This is a genomic window from Rhizobium sp. BG4 (genome assembly GCF_016864575.1).
Lineage (GTDB): Bacteria > Pseudomonadota > Alphaproteobacteria > Rhizobiales > Rhizobiaceae > Rhizobium.
On the sequence record NZ_CP044125.1, the window covers coordinates 3,209,116 to 3,224,620 of the forward strand.

Below are 15,505 nucleotides of genomic sequence, written 5' to 3' on the forward strand. Positions count from 1 at the left end.
CGTGTGAGCAATCCCGGTTCCGACATTGACCGACACTCGGAGACGAGCTGAGCTAGAGAAGGCGGCCGCTGAGCTGCGAAGCCTGCCACGCCTTGAGGAACTCCGCTTCCCGTGGGACCCAGGGGACGGTGTTGCGTCCCCATTCATCGGCGCGCGATGCGTATTCTCCCATCAGCCAGAAATGGCGGACGATGACGAAGTGCAGGGCGGCCTCGAAATCGTCAGCCTTGATCGGCCGGATGGTGCGATAGGCCTCGATGAAGGCCGTCCATCTGCGCGTCGAGCTCCGGCCGAAGGAGACGTTTGCCCACAGGAAGACGGAGAGGTCGTAGGCAAGGTAGCCGGGGCCGCTGTCGTCGAAATCGAAGAAAACGGCTTCGCCGGCGTCATCGATGCGGGCGTTGAAGCCGTGGCAGTCTCCATGGCAATAGGTCCATGTTAGCTCGCCGAAGGCTTTGATTGCGTTGCTGGTCTCCTCCGCCAGGCGCTCGAACTCCTTGAAGACATCGGGGTCTTCGACGAGGCCGCTCTGACCTATCCGGGCAAGCGGCTGCCACAGCAGGTAGTCTAGGTTGAGCCGGTAGCGCGCTTCTTCGGCAGACAACCTTTCGGCCGCATTGTGCAGCATTGCCAGCGTCTTGCCGTGGGCGCGTGCGTCGTCGAGGCCGGCCGCATCCGGTTCGCGCCCATCCAGCGCCTGGAAGAGAACGCCGGGGCGCGGACCCTCGGGCGCATCGGTTTCGACGAAGAAGCGGCCGTCCCGCGCCTCGATCGGGGCGGCGACGGGGACGCCAGATTGGGCAAGATGCATCAGGAATGCGGTCTCGCTTCTGACATCGGCGGGGCCGCGTGCCCGGTGCTGCGACAGGCGGAATATGTAGCGCTCCGCGTTCTGGCGGTGACGCGGTAGACATCGTTCAGCCCGCGCTCCAGCATCTGGCAGGAGACGGGTGCTTCGATCGGATAGTTGTTCTCGACAAGCCTGGCGATCGCGTCACAGCGCGCCGTCGAATATAGCGGCGGAAAATTCAGTATGACCGATGCTCCCCGGCTGCGTCCTCACTTTGACGTGGAGGATTGCGCGAGCCGGGCGAAAGTCAAGTACCGATCAGCAGTTGCATGTTCGTGCGTTCACCTGTCAAGCCAGGCGGCGAGGCCATCCAGCGTCTGCAGGCCATATTCGACGGCGCCGAAGCCGATGACGAAGCGGCGGCGTTCGGGGGTGGGGTGGAGCTGGCGCATGGTCAGCACCGTCTTGCCGTCGGACTGCTCGTCGAAGGTGACGGTGACGCGGAAACGATTGGGATCATCCGAATCCTCCGCTCCGTGCTCCATCACGATGCGCTCGTCCGGCACGATCTCGAGGAAACGGATCAAATTCGCAAAGCGCTGCTGCTTGCCTTCGAACAGGCCGACCATGTCGAAGCGCCAGATGCCGCCCTCGCGGATGTCGGCTTCGTGGTTCTCGATCGCGAGATCCTTGGGGCCATACCATTGCGCCAGCGCAGCCGGGTCCATCCAGGCGGCGAAGACCTTGTGGCGCGGATGGTTCAGCACCTTGACCAGCACGATTTCCCGGTCGAGCGACCAGGTGTCAAACGGATTTGCCATGTCCTTCATCATCCTCTTGGCTGTCGAGATAGGTTTCCAGCCGGTCGAGCCGGCCGGTCCAGCGCTTGCGCTCCGATATCATCCAGTCGGCCGCTTCGTCGAAACGGGCCTGCACTAGGCGGCACCAGCGGCTGCGGCCGCGCTTCTCGCTGGCGATCAGGCCGCAATCTTCGAGCACCTTCAGATGCTGGGCGAAGGAGGGGAGCGTCATGTCGAACGGCTCGGCGAGCACGGTGACCGGGACTTCGCCCTCGATCAGCCGCGAGACGACGGCGCGCCGCGTCGGGTCGCTGAGGGCGTGGAAGGCGAGGTCGAGCGGGGTCGAATGGTAAGGCATGTGAATCAGTAAAACGAGTTCGCCCGGCAGTCAACAACCATAAGGTACTTGCCTTAGTATTTGCGTTCTATATAAAGGTATTTGCCTTAGTATCCATACTCCAACGATTGGGGTGGCTAGGTGCAACCTCGCAAGGAGAGTTCCAGTGGCAGTACGTGTCGACCTCATGATCTCGCTCGATGGTTTTGCAACGACGACGGACCAGACGCCCGAGGTTCCCTTCGGTGAAGACTGGCCGCGTCTCGTCGGCGCCTATATGGCGACGCGGACGTTTCGCGAGCGCGTCTTCAAGGATACGAGCGGGGCGGGGACGACGGGGGTCGACGACGACTATGCCCGGGAATATTTCGAGAATATCGGCGCCGAGATCATGGGTGCGGGCATGTTCGGCCTTCATAATCACCCTGACGATCCCGACTGGCAGGGCTGGTGGGGTGACGAGCCGCCGTTCCAGGTTCCGGTTTTCGTGCTCACCCACAAGGCCCGCCCGTCGCTGGAGATGGCGGGTGGCACCACGTTCCATTTCATCAGCGCGGCACCTGCCGATGCGCTGAAGCAGGCTGTTGCGGTCGCCAATGGCCGGGATGTGCGGGTCGGGGGCGGTCCGACCGTCGTTCGCGAATTCCTGAAGGCCGGGCTGGTGGACCGCCTGCATGTGGCGATCACGCCGATCCTGCTCGGGCGCGGCATATGCCTGTGGGAGGATCTGCGCGGGCTGGAGGCCGGTTATACGGTCAAGTCGGAAACGGCGCCGAGCGGCGTCATCCACCTGACCTTCCATCGCTAGCCGCGACGCCGGCGAGCTCCCAGATATCGACCTTCTCGGCGCGCCCCTTCACCTCGACGAGGCCGAGCGGGCGGAACTCGAAGCTGTTGATGACGGCGTCGCGGGTTGCGGCGCTGACAAGGATCGAGGTGCCGAACTGCTTGTTCAGCCCTTCGAGGCGGGAGGCGACATTGATCGTGTCGCCCATCGCCGTGTATTGCTGCCGCGAGATGGCGCCGAAGCTGCCGACGACGGCGGGGCCGGTGTGGAGGCCGAAGCGGGTGAAGAGTTCCGGGCGGCTGTTCCCGCGGTTCTTCTCGTTCAGGGCGCCGATCGCCTGCTGCATGGCGAGCGCGCAGCGGCAGCCGTGTTCGGCATGATCTTCGTCCGGCACCGGCGCATTCCACATGACGAAGATGGAATCGCCAAGATACTGCACGACGGTGCCGCCGTGGCGTTCGGCGATCGTGTTCAGCAGCTCGAAATAGGCCGAGAGCGTATCGACGACATCTTCGGGGGAGTGCCGCTCGGAGATGGTCGTGAAGTCCTGGATATCGGTGAAGAGCGCCGTTACCTCCTGCCGCTTGGCTTCGGCGAGCGCTCGCCCGTCGGAATTGACGATGCGCCGGACGACCTCGCGGGGAACGTAGAGCGCGAACTGGCGGATGGCGTGGCGGCTTGCGGCCAGCGCCATTGCCAGCGTGTTGATCTCGGTGATCCAGGAATGCGAGACGGGCTTTTCGCGCATGTCGAGATCGCCGATCAGGCGCGCTTCATCCGCCAGCCGGTTCAGCGAGCGGCTGACCATGCGCGATAGCGCGATCGACGCCACGACGCCGGCGATCAGGAAGGCGGCGGCGATCAAAAGGTTATGGACGAGCAGCCGATCGGCCTGCGAGACGAGATCGTCGAGTGGAACGATGATCGCCGCGACATCGCCCTTGAACAGGCCGGAGACTTCGACCGGAGCGATCTGGATCAGGTGCGGGGCGCCATCGATCTGCAGCCGCGCCAGGCCGCCGGTGGCAAAGGCCGGATCATGGCGCAGCCGTGCGACGGTCTGCAGGCTGGTGTCGAGACTGCCGGCGGTCGCATCGCCTGTGCCCGGGTCTTTCGTCCATGCCCGCAGCAGCTTTTCCATGACGCCCGGATCGGAATGGGCGATGAGCGCGTCACTGCCATTGACGATATAGGCGCGCGCATTCGGCGATATGCCTTCCGCATGAAGCAGGCGGCTGACCGTCTGGAGGTGGATGTTGATGCCGACCACGACGGTGGGATCGTCTCGCATCGGGGCCGCGACCGTCAGCGTCGGGACCCCCAGCGTTCCCGCGACATAGGGGCCGACCGAGATCGCTGCATGGCCGCCGGCAGCGGAGCGGTACCAGGGCCGCTCGCGCGGATCGAAAGAGGTGTAGTCGATGGCCCGTTCACCCAGCGAGGCGGTCTGATTGTCGAGAAAGCGGAGCGTTGAGGTGACGCTGCCGGTCTGCCGCCCGGCGATCGTGCGGATTGCGAAGGCGGCGCCGTCAGGGGCGGCCAGCGTCTGGCGGACGTCGCGCCGCGTGGTGCTGATCACCTGCAGGTAGGAGCCGTCAGGGTAGCCGGTATAGATGCTGGTGGCGTTCGGGATGTTGCGCAGCACTTCCAGGAAGAAATCTTGCTTGGCCTGCAGATCCTGCAGCGGCGGGGAGGCGAGCTGCGGTAGCGTTGAGGCCAGCGCTACGGTCTCGGTGCCGCCCTGAAGCGTGTTGCGATAGCCCTCGATCAGCCGCAGGCTCATCTCGCGCATCTGCTGCGCCCCGGCGCTGACGGCCGCTTGCTTGCCGTGACTGAAGGCCAGCCAGATGATCGGCGTCGAGGTGCAGAGCAGCGATCCCACGACGAGGACGCCGAGATGCAGTCGCAGGGGTTTGGACCAATGCACGCGATGTCCCTCGCAATGCGGACATGTCTCAGTTTTTCATATCGTTTCGATGCCGGCGGAGGGGCTTCAGGCCGGCATCGCTTTCACGCGGGCCTAAGGCTAGACGGCGTCGGGCGTGGTGCGCAGGTTGGTGACGACGCGGCGGTTCTGCACCTTGCAGGAGCGGTCGGTGCAATCGCGCACTTCGCGGTCATTGCCATAGCCCTTGGCCCACATGCGCTTCGGGTCCACACCCTTCGACACGAGATAGGCCATGGCCGCATCGGCGCGCTTCTGCGACAGCGACTGCATCGCCGCTGGCGAACCGGAATCGTCGGCAAAGCCCTGCAGCTTGATCAGCCAGGTCGGGTTGCGCGCCAGCCAGGCCGCCTGATTGTCGAGCGTCGCCTTGGCGACGGAATCGAGGGTGGCGGAGTCCTGCGTGAAATAGGTGCGGCGGCCGACATTGAGGATGAAGTCTTCCTCGCTTCCGGCGCTGACATTCTCGAAGCCGGGGGCGGGTCGTTGGTCTCGCCGGTCATCGGCGTGGCGGGCGGCTCTTCCACGGAGGCGGTGAGATTGCTGGTGGTGCAGGCGGAGAGCGAGAGCAGGATGGCCGCCATGCAGGCAAAGCGGCTGAGAGATCCGGTCGTTGCGATCATCGGGGCGCTTTCCTCATTGAACCGGCGGCTGGGCAGCCGTTGCAGGCTGGGCAACCTGCGCCGCCGTTTCGGCCTGGTCGGCGATATGCGGTAGGACCTGTACGGCGGTGCCGATCGGGCAGCGCTGGTAGAGGTCGATCGCGTCCTCATTGAACATGCGGATGCAGCCGCTGGAGGCGTCCTTGCCGATGCTCCACGGCTCGAGCGTGCCGTGGAACCGGTAGCCGGTATCGACGCCGTCGCGGTGCAGGTACATGGCGCGCGGCCCGAGCGGGTTCTTCGGCGAGCCGCCGGCAACGAATTCCGGCAGTTCCGGATGGCGCTTGCGCATTTCCGGCGGCGGTGTCCAGCGCGGCCAGAGCGACTTGGCGTCAACAGTGGCGCGGCCGAACCACTGGAAACCCTCGCGGCCGACGCCGACGCCATAGCGGATCGCCGTCTTGTTCTCCATGATCACATAGAGAAAGTGGTGGCGCGTATCGACGACGACGGTGCCGATCGGCTCGGTGCTGAAATACTTGACGACCTGGCGGCGCCAGCGCTTGTCGATCTTGGCGAAATTCGTGCTTTGATAGGTCACGCCATTATCGACGGCGGGTCCGGCAAAGTAGGAGGCCGGCGCGGCAAATGCCGGATGCTGAAATGCACCGGCACCAAGTAACGCAACGCCCCCGCGGATAATATCCCTGCGCTTGAACTCCATCGGCCATTTCCCCCAAGCCAAGCAGTTGGGCGCAGTAAATCAGATTTTCTCTATGTCTCAAGATGGAATCTTGGATGGAGCTGCTGAAATCTCAGTTTCAGGCCGTCGCATTACTCGCGCCGCCGATGCCGATATTGCCGCTCTGCGCCAGGAAGCCGTCGAGAATGGCATCGAGGCCATCGAGGAAAAGCTGATCCTGCGACAGGCTGGCGTAGTCCGCGAAGGCGGCCGTCAGCAGCGGGTGCGTACCGCTTTCGTCGGGCGACAGCTGCGGCGGGTGCTCGGCTTCCGATTGCTCTTCCATGACGAAGCCGACGGTGAAACGCGACAGCGTGATCAGGATGCGGAGCGCGAGATTGGCGGTGAGGCCCCGAGCCACCAGGAAGGCGAGCTGCCGTTCGGCCGCGTCGTTGTCCGATGCTTCGGACCGTGAGCCGGCATGGATGCGAGCGCCGTCGCGGACGCTCAGAAGCGCGCGCCGGAAGCTCCGATGGCTTTTGACGAGAAAGGATCTGGCGTCGTCGCCGTCATCGGGAAGGCGGGCCGGGTGGGACGAGCGCATGATTGCTGCGTTCATCGCGTCCATCAGTTCGCGCTTGCCCTTGAAATGCCAGTAAATGGCCGGTTGCTGCACGCCCAGGCGGGCGGCGACCATCCGGGTCGAAAGTTTGTCGAGGCCCACCTCGTTCAGGAGGATGAGGGCTTCGCGGACGATATCTGTCTGGGTGATCTTCATGGCGGCTCCAACTTGACGGCGGAATTTATCATCGATAAGTGAATTTATCGATGATAAATTTGATTGAGCGAGCATGGAAAGCGGTGTTGTGAATGTTGGTGGTATCGAGCTGGCTTTCGACCAGTTCGGCCGCGATGGCGATCCTGTTATCCTGCTGATGATGGGAAACAGTGCGCCGGGGATCGTCTGGCCCGATCGTTTCTGCGAGGTCCTTGCGGATGCGGAGCTTCGGGTCATCCGTTACGACCAGCGCGATACCGGGCTTTCGACCTATGTCGATTTCGAGGAGCGGCCCTATACGCTCGACGATCTCGTCGGCGATGCCTGCGGGCTGCTCGATTGTCTCGGCATTGGACGATGCCATATTGCCGGTCTGTCGCAGGGCGGGGTGACCGCATTGATGGCGGGGCTGAAACATCCGGAGCGCGTTGCCAGCATCACGACACTGATGTCGTCTCCCGATCTCGGACCCAAGAACGATGCCTTCACGGGCAAACCTGAAAGTCCGGGGCAGCTGGCGAGACCGGCGGCCGATTACGTCCGGGCGGTGATTGCGCTGAACAGCACTCCGACGCAATCGGACGAGGAGGCGGCCATCCGCTTTGTCGAGAATTTCCGCTTGGCGGCTGGGCCGAAGTCGCCGTTCGACGAGGGCTTCTGGCTGGCGATGGGGCGGGCGGTCGTCGCGCGCCGCCATGCCGAGCTGGCGAAAATGGCAAACCACAGCAATCACAGCAAGGCGCAGATCGCGACGACGGCTTTGACGGCTGCGGATCTAGCCCGCCTCGATCTGCCTTGCCTCGTCATTCACGGCAGCATGGACCCGATCTTCCCGCCTGCCCATGCCGAATGGGCAGCGGACATGCTGCCGCGGCCTGAACTCTCTGTTATCCCGCATATGGGGCATGCGCTCGATCCGGCCTTTATCGAGCCGGTCGCCTCGCGCATCGCGGCCTTCGTGCGGCAGGCCTCGTAGAAGGGATCAGCTCCAGACCGTCTGCCGCATCGCTTCGCCGGTGATCATCGCGGCGGACACCGCGACGTTGATCGAGCGTTGGCCTTCGACCATCGGGATCAGGATGCGGCTGTCTGCCTTGTCGTGGACGTGGTCGGGCACGCCGGCGCTTTCGCGGCCGAAGAGCAGGATGTCATCGGGGCGGAAGGCGAAGCTGGTATAGGGGTTAGAGGCCTTGGTCGATGCCAGGATGAGACGGCGCCCTGTGGTTGCGCGCCATTCCTCGAAACGGTCGAAATTGACATGGCGGGTGAGTGCCGCCATGGCGAGATAATCCATGCCCGAGCGCTTCAGATTGCGATCGGAGATGTCGAAGCCGGCGGGCTCGATCAGGTCGACGCCGAAGCCGAGACAGGCGGCCAATCGCAGGATCGTCCCCGTGTTGCCGGGAATGTCCGGCTGGTAGAGCGCCAGTCTGAGGTCGGTCATCGCAGTCTCCAGAAGAATGTCGATCGGTCCTAGAGCATGTGTGTTTCGGGTGCAACAAGGCGCATTTTGACCCCGAAATGTTCAATTTCCGCCGATTTTCGGCTGGAAATTACGCGATTTTCGCGTTATCGGTGCACATCTTCAATCGCCAGCAGGGAGGGCCGACATGAATATTGTGCTGCTTATGCGCCTTCCAGTCGTCGAACGACCACTGGTGACACGGCGCGCTTAAGGCGCATCGTTTTCTCAAAATCCCCCATTTTGATCCATTGCGCGGCTGTTATGGCCTCGTTCCCAAAGCGTCCCGCTCCCATATGAGCTCATGCGCGGATTTGCGCGAGCCGGGAGGCGGGACGATAAGTTCCGGAGCATTTTCATGTTTGGCTGGTTCGAACAGCGGTTGAAACCCTTTCCCGTCGAGGAGCCCGTTGCGCCTCCGCGGGGGCTCTTTGCCTTCTGCTGGCACTATACGAAGCCGGCAGCGCCCTGGCTGATCGCAATGGCGGTGCTGACGGCGTTGATTGCCGTTGGCGAAGTAGCGCTCTTCCAGTTCCTCGGCGATGTCGTCGATTGGCTGACCAATGCCGACAAGGCGACCTTCCTGGAAACCGAGTGGCCGCGGCTGGCGATGATGGGCGCCCTGATCCTGATCGGCCTGCCGCTGGCGGCGGGTCTGGATTCGCTGATCATGCATCAGGTGCTGCTCGGCAATTACCCGATGATCGCCCGCTGGCAGATGCACCGCTTCCTGCTGCGTCACAGCATGACTTTCTTTGCCAACGAGTTCGCCGGACGCGTTGCGACCAAGGTGATGCAGACGTCGCTGGCGGTGCGCGAGACGGTGATGAAGATCCTCGACGTCTTCGTCTATGTCGTCACCTATTTCATCTCGATGATCGTGGTGATCGCGGCAGCGGACTGGCGGCTGATGATCCCGATCCTCGTCTGGCTCGGCATCTATGTCGGCATTGTTTCCTATTTCGTGCCGCGGCTGCGCAAGATCGCGGCACAGCAGGCCGATGCGCGCTCGATGATGACCGGGCGCGTGGTCGACAGCTATACGAATATCGCGACGGTGAAGCTGTTTTCGCATGCCGGACGCGAGGAAAGCTACGCCAAGGAAGGCATGGACGAGTTCCTGCAGACGGTCTACCGCCAGATGCGGCGAGTGACGCTGTTCCACATGTCCGTCTATCTCAACAACTGCGTGGCGCTGTTCGTGATCTCCGGCCTGTCGATCTGGTTCTGGCTGAACGGCCAGATCTCGGTCGGCGCGATCGCCATTGCCATTGGTCTCGCAATGCGCGTCAACGGCATGTCGCAATGGATCATGTGGGAAGTTTCGGCGCTCTTCGAGAACATCGGCACCGTCTATGACGGCATGGAGATGATGACGAAGAGCCACGACATCACCGACAAGCCGGGCGCGCCGCTGATGCAGGCCAAGCGCGGCGCGATCCACTACGAGCGGATCGGTTTCCACTACGGCAAGGGCAAGGGGATCATCGAAAATCTTTCGCTCGACATCAAGGCCGGCGAGAAGGTCGGTCTGGTCGGCCGTTCGGGCGCCGGCAAGACGACGCTGATGAACCTGCTCCTACGCTTCTATGATCTGGAAGCCGGGCGGATCACCATCGACGGACAGGATATCTCGGCGGTCTCACAGGAAAGCCTGCGGGCGCTGATCGGGGTCGTGACGCAGGATACCTCGCTGCTGCACCGCTCGATCCGCGACAACATCGCCTATGGACGTCCTGAGGCGACGGACGCGGAGGTGATCGAGGCGGCGAAGCGGGCGAATGCCTGGGAGTTCATCGAAGGGCTCTCCGACATGCATGGCCGCAAGGGTCTCGATGCGCAGGTCGGCGAACGCGGCGTCAAGCTCTCCGGCGGCCAGCGCCAGCGTATCGCCATCGCCCGTGTCTTCCTCAAGGATGCGCCGATCCTGGTGCTCGACGAGGCAACCTCGGCGCTCGATTCCGAAGTGGAAGCGGCGATCCAGGAAAACCTCTTCGCGCTGATGCAGGGCAAGACGGTGATCGCGATCGCCCACCGCCTGTCGACATTGACGGAGATGGACCGGCTGATCGTGCTCGACAAGGGCAAGATCATCGAATCTGGCTCGCACGGTGAACTCGTCGGCCATGGCGGCATCTATGCCGATCTCTGGACCCGCCAGTCCGGCGGCTTCCTCGCCGATCATGAGGCGGAGCCGGAAGAAGCGGCGGAGTGACAAGAAGAAGCCCTCCCGGCGAAAATGGGGAGGGCTTCTTAACTATTGAGAACAGTTAAGAAGGCGGCTATTCTCTCTTCAGCATTGCAAGGAGACCGGAATGGCTACGGTGACGATTTCTCTTCCCGACAATCTCAAGGCTTTTGTCGAGAGCCAGATGGCGAGCAAGGGCTATGGCAATGTCAGCGAGTATTTTCGCACGCTGATCCGTGACGCACAGGCGCGCGAGAATGATGCGCGGCTTGAGGCTCTGCTTCTTGAGGGCCTAGCTTCCGGCGACGGCGCCGAGGCAAATGCCGAGTTCTGGAGCGACCTGAAGAAAGAGGCGGCGCATCTGCTGGCAGCGCAGCGGGGAAAGAGGGCGCCTTGAAGCTTGTTGTCAAACCGGCTGCCCGGCGCGATATTCTCGCGCAGTTTTCATATCTTCTGGAGAATGCCGGCGAAGCGGTCGCCGATCGTTTCATCGTTTCATCGTTTCGGTGGAGCGCTCGTTCGGCCGTCTTGCCGAGCAGCCGAATTCCGGCGCACCCCGGCATTTCACCAATCCCGCGCTCGCGGGACTACGGGCCTGGCCAGTCGGCGATTTCGAGGATATCCGCGCCTATTATCTGACGGGCAATAGTCAGATTATCGTGCTGCGCGTCCTGCATGGCAAACGGGACCTGCCATCCATTCTCGACGCACTCTGAGCCTGCCTACAAACTATCCGCCCAATCCGTGACGCGGTGGGTTTCGACCACGAACATGGCGTTGGCGCTGGCGAGCGAGCGCAGGTCGAGGAGGCGACGTTCTTCCTCGCGTTCCAGCCATGCGGCGATCGCCTCGCCGACGATGGCCGATGGTTCGATGCCGAGATGATTTGCTACGTCCTGAAGTCGTTCCGCAAGCGGAAGCGGAATATGCGCTTTCAGCATTTTCGTTTCCATGCCGGGGTATCTCCGTTGAGCGGCGATTGTACTCCGAGATTGTGTTGAGGTCAGCGGCATTCAACGGCGCTCACGCCGATATTATCGAATATTACCAAAATATAAGGTTGTGGCGAGAGGCGATGCTCTTTGCCGCTTTTGGGTTTCAGCCTATATCGGCGATATGTTCTTGCGCCCCATCCTCAGCCTGTTCGAAAACTGGGTCGATCCCTTCCGTCCGCGCGACAAGATCCAGCCGCCGCGTTCGACGCTGGGTTTCATCTGGTTCTATATCGGCCAGGCGCGTTGGCCCTTCGTCGCCATGCTTATCCTCGGCGGCATTTCGGCGGCGATCGAGGCGGCGCTGTTCTGGTTCGTCGGCCGGCTGGTCGATATTCTGAGCACGATCAAACCGGGTGTCGGCTGGAGCGGATTGCTCGCCGATCATGGCGGCGAGATCTTCGGCATGCTGGCGCTGATCGGCATCGTGCGCTTCGTCGTCGCCTTCCTAACGGCGCTGGTCGATCAGCAGGTGATCACGCCGGGCTTCTACAACCTTGCGCGCTGGCAGTCCTATCTGCATGTCTCGCGTCAATCGCTGCATTTCTTCCAGAGCGATTTTTCAGGCCGCATCGTCACCAAGGTGTGGTCGGCGGGACAGGCGGTCGGCGACCTCGTGACGTCGCTGATGGAGAGCGTCTGGTTCGTCGGCATCTATGCGGCGACGACGCTGTTTCTCGTCGCCCGGCTGGATTTCTCGCTCGCGGCGGTCGTGCTTTTCTGGCTCATCGCCTTCGGCGTGCTGGCGCGCTATTTCGTGCCGCGCATCCGCTATCACTCCCGCGAGACGGCCGAGGCCGCCTCGATGCTGAACGGCCGCATGGTCGATTCCTACAGCAATATCCAGACGCTGAAGCTCTTCGCCCGCGACGAGGAAAGCGACCGCTACATGCGGCAGGGCTTCGACATGTACCAGGAAACGGTGCTGCGCTTCACACGCTTCATCACCGGCGTGCGTGCCTCCATGGCACTGCTGTCGGGCCTGATGATCGTGACGATGGCGGGGCTCAGTGTTGATCTCTGGCTGCGCGGTCTCGTGAGCTCCGGTGCCGTTGCCTTCTCGCTGGCACTGGTGCTGCGCCTCAACTTCCTGCTCGGACGCCTGATGACGCAGTTCAACGGCATCATGCGCAATCTCGGTACGATCCAGAACGCCGCCGAACTGATCTCGCAGCCGCTGGGTCTGGTCGACAAGCCGGACGCGAAGGAACTGGTGATCCGCGAGCCCAGCATCCGCTTCGAGAATGTCTCGTTCCACTATGGCAAGGGCAAAGGCGTCATCGATAATTTCTCGCTGACGATCGCGCCGGGCGAAAAGGTCGGCATCGTCGGCCGCTCGGGCGCTGGCAAGTCGACGCTCGTCAGCCTGCTGCTCCGGATGTACGACGTCGAGGGTGGACGGATCCTCGTTGACGGCCAGGATATTTCTGCGGTGCGCCAGGAGACGCTGCGCATGCAGATCGGCGTCGTCAGCCAGGATACTTCGCTGCTGCACCGCTCGGTGCGCGACAACATCCTCTTCGGCCGCCCGGATGCGGGCGAGGGCAAGCTGATCGAGGCCGCGACCCGAGCCGAGGCGATGGGCTTCATCGACCGGCTGCAGGATCAGAACGGCCGCAAGAGCTTTGACGCCCATGTCGGCGAGCGCGGTGTCAAACTCTCCGGCGGCCAACGGCAGCGCATCGCCATTGCCCGGGTGATGCTGAAGGACGCGCCGATCCTGGTGCTCGACGAGGCGACCTCGGCGCTGGATTCGGAAGTGGAAGAGGCGATCCAGTCGAACCTCAACCGGATCATGGACGGCAAGACGGTGCTTGCCATCGCCCACCGGCTCTCGACCATCGCCGCCCTCGACCGGCTGATCGTCGTCGATCAGGGCAAAATCATCGAGGAAGGCACGCATGAGGCACTGATTGAGAGGGGCGGGCTTTATGCCGAGCTGTGGGCGCGCCAGTCGGGCGGGTTCCTCGCGTCGGATGATGGGGACGCCGGGGCGCAAAGCGGGCGTGAGGCGAGCGTGGTCTAGACCTTAGGCGCAAACGCCCTGCAAACCCGCGAAGCCTGCGGATTGACTTGAAAATTTCATCTGAAAATTCCCGCGACATTGTGCCGTCAGCCCCTTGTCAAGGCTGGACATAATTTGCGATCAAGCATAGAACGCGCCGGATTGGCGGGGAATCTATGGCCGAATTGTGTCTTTGACTGATTCGCCGTCGAGAGGGGCAGGGCGGAATTCCGCAAAAATTCGCAGAGGATGGTTTAGCCGTGAGCGAACACGATACGACAAGCGGGGCTTCAGCAGAGCCCACTCGCCGTGATTTCCTTTATCTCACCACAGGTATGGCGGGTGCAGTCGGCGCTGTTTCGGTCGCATGGCCGTTCATCGATCAGATGCGCCCGGATGCATCGACGCTGGCACTGGCGTCGATCGAAGTCGACGTTACAAGCTTGACGCCCGGCATGTCGCTGACGGTCAAGTGGCGCGGCAAGCCGATCTTCATCCGCAACCGTACGCCGGAAGAGATCAAGGCTGCCGACGATACGCCGATGGCAGACCTCAAGGATCCGGTTGCACGCAACGCAAACCTTCCTGCAGACGCTCAGGCGACCGGCATCGACCGCTCGGGCGGCAAGGGCAAGGAAAACTGGATTGTCATGATCGGTACCTGCACCCATCTCGGCTGCGTGCCGCTTGGTCAGGCCGGCGAATATAACGGTTGGTTCTGTCCCTGCCATGGTTCGGTCTACGACACGGCCGGCCGCATCCGTAAGGGTCCGGCGCCGCAGAACCTGGCGATTCCGACCTTTTCGTTCGTGTCCGACACTAAGATCAAGATCGGTTGAGGGGAGACTGATACATGAGTGGCCATTCCAGCTACGAGCCATCAACCGGCTTGGAAAAATGGATCGACGCGCGCCTTCCGCTGCCGCGTATGATCTATGACAGCTTCGTTGCATACCCGGTTCCGCGTAACCTGAACTATGCCTACACCTTCGGTGCCATGCTTTCGGTCATGCTGGTCGTTCAGATCCTGACCGGTATCGTGCTTGCCATGCACTACGCCGCCGACACGTCGATCGCTTTCAACTCGGTTGAAAAGATCATGCGTGACGTCAACCACGGCTGGCTGCTGCGCTACATGCACGCCAACGGCGCATCGTTCTTCTTCGTTGCCGTCTACCTGCACATTGCCCGTGGCCTCTACTACGGCTCGTACAAGGCACCGCGCGAAATCCTCTGGATCCTCGGCGTTGTCATCTATCTCCTGATGATGGCGACGGGCTTCATGGGCTACGTTCTGCCCTGGGGTCAGATGTCCTTCTGGGGCGCGACCGTTATCACCGGCTTCTTCTCGGCCTTCCCGCTGGTGGGTGAGTGGATCCAGCAGTTCCTGCTCGGCGGCTTTGCAGTCGATCAGCCGACGCTGAACCGCTTCTTCTCGCTGCACTACCTGCTGCCCTTCATGATCGCAGGCGTTGTTATCCTGCACATCTGGGCGCTGCACGTCACCGGCCAGACGAACCCGACCGGCGTCGAAGTCAAGACGAAGACGGACACCGTCCGTTTCACGCCTTACGCAACGCTCAAGGATGCGCTCGGCGTTTCGATCTTCCTGCTCGTCTACGCCTACTTCGTCTTCTACCTGCCGAACTTCCTCGGTCACGCCGACAACTACATCCCGGCTGACCCGTTGAAGACCCCGGCTCACATCGTTCCGGAATGGTACTTCCTGCCGTTCTACGCGATGCTGCGCTCGATCACCTTCAATGTCGGTCCGATCGACTCCAAGCTCGGCGGCGTCCTCGTGATGTTCGGCGCGATCATCGTGCTGTTCTTCCTGCCGTGGCTCGACACCTCGAAGGTCCGTTCGGCCGTTTACCGTCCGTGGTACAAGCTGTTCTACTGGCTGTTCGTGATCAACGCGATCATCCTGGGCTGGCTCGGTTCCCAGCCTGCCGAAGGCCTGTTCACCACCATCTCGCAGATCTGCACTCTGCTCTACTTCGCTTTCTTCCTGGTCGCCATGCCGGTGCTTGGTCTCGTCGAGACGCCGCGCCGCATTCCGAACTCGATCACTGAAGCGGTGCTTGAGAAGCGTGCCAAGTCTGCGGCCAAGGCATAATCGAGCGGCGGAAGGAAA

15 protein-coding genes and 2 pseudogenes are annotated in these 15,505 nt (G+C 62.3%); 8 read left to right on the forward strand and 9 right to left on the reverse strand.

The window, feature by feature from the left end:
• Positions 1-52: 52 nt before the first annotated feature.
• The 3 genes and pseudogenes from F2982_RS16075 to F2982_RS16085 form a co-directional block, all read right to left on the reverse strand.
• Positions 53-1,035 (reverse strand): annotated as a pseudogene (locus F2982_RS16075) (phosphotransferase).
• Between the two features lie 96 nt (positions 1,036-1,131).
• On the reverse strand, positions 1,132-1,620 hold the full coding sequence (locus F2982_RS16080) for an SRPBCC family protein (RefSeq protein ID WP_203430094.1): 489 nt from the start codon (positions 1,618-1,620) through the stop codon (positions 1,132-1,134).
• A complete protein-coding gene (locus F2982_RS16085) occupies positions 1,595-1,948 on the reverse strand; it encodes a metalloregulator ArsR/SmtB family transcription factor (RefSeq protein WP_203428434.1) in 354 nt (117 codons plus the stop codon). The genes F2982_RS16080 and F2982_RS16085 overlap by 26 nt, the downstream gene beginning before the upstream one ends.
• A gap of 145 nt (positions 1,949-2,093) precedes the next feature.
• Here F2982_RS16085 and F2982_RS16090 point away from each other — a divergent pair, with 145 nt between their 5' ends.
• A complete protein-coding gene (locus F2982_RS16090) occupies positions 2,094-2,735 on the forward strand; it encodes a dihydrofolate reductase family protein (protein WP_203428435.1) in 642 nt (213 codons plus the stop codon).
• Here F2982_RS16090 and F2982_RS16095 read toward each other — a convergent pair.
• From F2982_RS16095 to F2982_RS16110, 4 genes and pseudogenes are all read right to left on the reverse strand, one after another.
• Positions 2,710-4,641, reverse strand: a complete 1,932-nt coding sequence (locus F2982_RS16095; RefSeq protein WP_203428436.1) for an adenylate/guanylate cyclase domain-containing protein — start codon at positions 4,639-4,641, stop codon at positions 2,710-2,712. The two genes, F2982_RS16090 and F2982_RS16095, sit on opposite strands and share 26 nt — an antisense overlap.
• 99 nt (positions 4,642-4,740) lie before the next feature.
• Positions 4,741-5,282, reverse strand: a pseudogene (locus F2982_RS16100) (OmpA family protein).
• Positions 5,283-5,295: 13 nt separating this feature from the next.
• Positions 5,296-5,985, reverse strand: coding sequence for a L,D-transpeptidase (locus F2982_RS16105; protein WP_112719347.1), 690 nt, complete (start codon positions 5,983-5,985; stop codon positions 5,296-5,298).
• 97 nt (positions 5,986-6,082) lie between these two features.
• On the reverse strand, positions 6,083-6,721 hold the full coding sequence (locus F2982_RS16110) for a TetR/AcrR family transcriptional regulator C-terminal domain-containing protein (protein WP_203428437.1): 639 nt from the start codon (positions 6,719-6,721) through the stop codon (positions 6,083-6,085).
• A gap of 73 nt (positions 6,722-6,794) precedes the next feature.
• Between F2982_RS16110 and F2982_RS16115 the strand changes: the two genes are divergently transcribed.
• Positions 6,795-7,697, forward strand: coding sequence for an alpha/beta hydrolase (locus F2982_RS16115; RefSeq protein ID WP_203428438.1), 903 nt, complete (start codon positions 6,795-6,797; stop codon positions 7,695-7,697).
• Between the two features lie 6 nt (positions 7,698-7,703).
• Here F2982_RS16115 and F2982_RS16120 read toward each other — a convergent pair whose 3' ends face one another.
• The gene (locus tag F2982_RS16120; RefSeq protein WP_203428439.1) at positions 7,704-8,165 is read right to left on the reverse strand and encodes a tRNA (cytidine(34)-2'-O)-methyltransferase; all 462 of its coding nucleotides are present in this window, start codon (positions 8,163-8,165) and stop codon (positions 7,704-7,706) included.
• A gap of 376 nt (positions 8,166-8,541) precedes the next feature.
• Between F2982_RS16120 and F2982_RS16125 the strand changes: the two genes are divergently transcribed.
• From F2982_RS16125 to F2982_RS16135, 3 genes are all read left to right on the forward strand, one after another.
• Positions 8,542-10,398 carry an ABC transporter ATP-binding protein gene (locus tag F2982_RS16125; protein WP_203428440.1) on the forward strand — a complete coding sequence of 619 codons (1,857 nt, stop codon included), beginning with the start codon at positions 8,542-8,544 and terminating at the stop codon, positions 10,396-10,398.
• Between the two features lie 100 nt (positions 10,399-10,498).
• On the forward strand, positions 10,499-10,768 hold the full coding sequence (locus F2982_RS16130; RefSeq protein WP_203428441.1) for a ribbon-helix-helix domain-containing protein: 270 nt from the start codon (positions 10,499-10,501) through the stop codon (positions 10,766-10,768).
• 109 nt (positions 10,769-10,877) lie between these two features.
• Positions 10,878-11,087 (forward strand): type II toxin-antitoxin system RelE/ParE family toxin, encoded by a 210-nt coding sequence (locus tag F2982_RS16135; protein ID WP_246777463.1) that lies wholly within the window; start codon positions 10,878-10,880, stop codon positions 11,085-11,087.
• Between the two features lie 6 nt (positions 11,088-11,093).
• Here the strand turns inward: F2982_RS16135 and F2982_RS16140 are convergent, their stop codons facing one another.
• Positions 11,094-11,324: a CopG family transcriptional regulator gene (locus F2982_RS16140; protein ID WP_130277828.1), complete on the reverse strand. Its 231-nt coding sequence runs from the start codon at positions 11,322-11,324 to the stop codon at positions 11,094-11,096.
• A 163-nt stretch (positions 11,325-11,487) separates the two neighbouring features.
• On the opposite strand from F2982_RS16140, the gene F2982_RS16145 reads away from it, so the two are divergent.
• From F2982_RS16145 to F2982_RS16155, 3 genes are all read left to right on the forward strand, one after another.
• On the forward strand, positions 11,488-13,389 hold the full coding sequence (locus tag F2982_RS16145; RefSeq protein ID WP_203428442.1) for an ABC transporter ATP-binding protein: 1,902 nt from the start codon (positions 11,488-11,490) through the stop codon (positions 13,387-13,389).
• A 239-nt stretch (positions 13,390-13,628) separates the two neighbouring features.
• Complete coding sequence (gene petA / locus F2982_RS16150; protein WP_112719339.1) at positions 13,629-14,207, forward strand: ubiquinol-cytochrome c reductase iron-sulfur subunit; 579 nt, start codon at positions 13,629-13,631, stop codon at positions 14,205-14,207.
• Positions 14,208-14,221: 14 nt separating this feature from the next.
• Positions 14,222-15,487 carry a cytochrome b N-terminal domain-containing protein gene (locus F2982_RS16155; protein ID WP_112719338.1) on the forward strand — a complete coding sequence of 422 codons (1,266 nt, stop codon included), beginning with the start codon at positions 14,222-14,224 and terminating at the stop codon, positions 15,485-15,487.
• Positions 15,488-15,505 lie beyond the last annotated feature (18 nt).

Coding starts and splice junctions, on each gene's coding strand:
- F2982_RS16080 (WP_203430094.1), bottom strand. CDS start 1,620: ATGAAGGACATGGCAAATCCGTTTGACACCTGGTCGCTCGACCGGGAA.
- F2982_RS16085 (WP_203428434.1), bottom strand. CDS start 1,948: ATGCCTTACCATTCGACCCCGCTCGACCTCGCCTTCCACGCCCTCAGC.
- F2982_RS16105 (WP_112719347.1), bottom strand. CDS start 5,985: ATGGAGTTCAAGCGCAGGGATATTATCCGCGGGGGCGTTGCGTTACTT.
- F2982_RS16110 (WP_203428437.1), bottom strand. CDS start 6,721: ATGAAGATCACCCAGACAGATATCGTCCGCGAAGCCCTCATCCTCCTG.
- F2982_RS16115 (WP_203428438.1), top strand. CDS start 6,795: ATGGAAAGCGGTGTTGTGAATGTTGGTGGTATCGAGCTGGCTTTCGAC.
- F2982_RS16120 (WP_203428439.1), bottom strand. CDS start 8,165: ATGACCGACCTCAGACTGGCGCTCTACCAGCCGGACATTCCCGGCAAC.
- F2982_RS16125 (WP_203428440.1), top strand. CDS start 8,542: ATGTTTGGCTGGTTCGAACAGCGGTTGAAACCCTTTCCCGTCGAGGAG.
- F2982_RS16130 (WP_203428441.1), top strand. CDS start 10,499: ATGGCTACGGTGACGATTTCTCTTCCCGACAATCTCAAGGCTTTTGTC.
- F2982_RS16140 (WP_130277828.1), bottom strand. CDS start 11,324: ATGGAAACGAAAATGCTGAAAGCGCATATTCCGCTTCCGCTTGCGGAA.
- F2982_RS16145 (WP_203428442.1), top strand. CDS start 11,488: ATGTTCTTGCGCCCCATCCTCAGCCTGTTCGAAAACTGGGTCGATCCC.
- F2982_RS16155 (WP_112719338.1), top strand. CDS start 14,222: ATGAGTGGCCATTCCAGCTACGAGCCATCAACCGGCTTGGAAAAATGG.